The organism is Aquiflexum sp., assembly GCF_041751335.1.
Taxonomy (GTDB): domain Bacteria; phylum Bacteroidota; class Bacteroidia; order Cytophagales; family Cyclobacteriaceae; genus Aquiflexum.
Genome location: NZ_JBGSXS010000207.1, coordinates 1 through 1,953 on the forward strand (window position 1 = coordinate 1; position 1,953 = coordinate 1,953).

The 1,953-nt window shown below is 39.9% G+C and carries 2 protein-coding genes; both read left to right on the forward strand.

Going from position 1 to position 1,953, the window contains the following annotated elements; all coding sequences use genetic code 11:
* Positions 1-211: hypothetical protein (locus tag ACEW8U_RS11270; RefSeq protein ID WP_373522143.1), on the forward strand; the 211-nt coding region annotated here is incomplete at its 5' end.
* 173 nt (positions 212-384) lie between these two features.
* On the forward strand, positions 385-1,836 hold the full coding sequence (locus tag ACEW8U_RS11275) for a PhoPQ-activated pathogenicity-related family protein (RefSeq protein WP_373522144.1): 1,452 nt from the start codon (positions 385-387) through the stop codon (positions 1,834-1,836).
* Positions 1,837-1,953: the final 117 nt, after the last annotated feature.

The window sequence follows — 1,953 nt, forward strand, 5'->3', positions numbered from 1 at the left end:
GCAGGGAGTCAAACCATTGGCTTGGTTTGGAACAGAATCACCTTTGGTGTCCGGTTGGGCATGGGGTGAGTCTTACCTAAGAAATGGAGTAGTGGCTTTTGAAGCCCCCATCGGAAAAGGAAAGTTATACGCTTTCGGCCCAGAGATTACATTTAGAGCCCAAGCACATAATACCTTTAAGTTGCTGTTCAATCAATTGTATGTGAAATAAAAATTTTCTGAACCACAAAAGTTACAAAAGGAAACAAAAGAAAAATTTGAATTAATGTTTACCATTTAATTCTTTTGTTCACTTTTGATTCTTTTGTGGTTCATTATTTTTGTTTTATATTCTTTTGGGATTTTTAGCTATCTTTTGACTTGAACTTAACCCAAAATAATTTTATGAAAAGGATATTTAGTAAAGTAATCTTCAAAGGATTAATCCCTGCTTTTTTTATCACCATATTTCTGAGTTGTCAGACACAGAATGCTGATGTAGAGACCAGCACTTTAGAAAGGTCTGCAACAATCCTCAAAGACTATGTCCATGCCGAAGACCCTACTTTCAGGTATGAAATAATTCATTCTATTGAAGGGGAGGGATTCGACTATCATTTGGTAAAAATGTACTCCCAGCATTGGCTAAAAATTGATGTTGTCAATGAAACAGAATGGTGGCATTATATATCCATGGTAATTCCCAAAGAAACGCAACATGAAACAGGTATGATGTGGATAGGAGGGGGTAGTAAAAACTCCAAGATGCCCGAAAAACCGGATCCAATAATCTATGAAGCAGCAATTCGCACCAACTCCATTGTTGCACAGATTCACAATGTCCCTTTTCAACCTTTGGTATTTGCCAATGATACTTTTGGGGAGCGTTATGAAGATGCCATTATTGCCTATGGTTGGAGAAAATTTATGGAGGGTGGGGCGAGAGATGAGGATGCCATTTGGCTGGCTAGATTACCAATGACTAGGGCAGTGAAGTTGGCCATGGACGTGATGTCTGAAATCGCACAGGATAAACATGATAAAACTCTGGACAAATATGTTGTAGCCGGTGCCTCAAAAAGAGGTTGGACCACATGGACAACGGCAGCTGTGGATGATAGGGTAGTAGGGATGGTTCCCGTAGTAATTGACCTGCTCAATATCGTACCCTCATTCCAGCATCATTGGCAGAATTATGGTTTTTGGGCTCCGGCGGTTGATGATTACGTGCGAGAGGGGATTATGGACTGGATGGGTTCCAAAGAGTTTGATAGGCTTTTGGAAATTACAGAACCTTATTCCTATTTAAATGAGTACGACGACATGCCCAAATTATTGATTAATGCCGCAGGAGATCAGTTTTTTCTTCCGGACAGCTGGAAGTTTTATTGGGATGATCTTGAGGGAGAAAAACACATTCAATACGTTCCCAATTACGGTCATGATCTCAGTGAATCTGATGCCTTTCCCAATTTAATTGCTTTTTATGCTTCAATTCTGAATGAAGTACCTAGACCAAAATACTCTTGGTCAATTAATGGTAATAGCATAGAAATCACCACTGATCCAAACCAAAGGCCTGCTTCGCTCAAATTGTGGTCTGCAACCAACGAAGGGTCCAGAGATTTTAGAATTGATGTTTTAGGGCCAAAATGGACTTCTTCCGAAATCCTGATTAACGAAAGCGGAAAATATGAGGTGGAGTTGAAAGAGCCTGCAAAAGGTTATACAGGCTACTTTGTGGAGATCACCTATCCCGGACAATCCCCCATCAAGTTCACCACAGGAGTGGAGGTATTGCCAAGGACATATCCTTTTGAACCCTTTAAACCTGAAATTCAGAGAGGGAGTTTTTGAGTATCATTAAAGTGATTCCAAAAACTGAACATTTTAGAGATTGTTAAGGGGCAGAAAAACAATAGACCTCTCCTTTCGTCGAGGTGACAAGGAGAGGACTTTCATTTAATAATTCCA

What these genes read in the sequence shown, in the direction of transcription:
- ACEW8U_RS11275 (WP_373522144.1), top strand. Translation starts at nt 385, where the DNA reads ATGAAAAGGATATTTAGTAAAGTAATCTTCAAAGGATTAATCCCTGCT.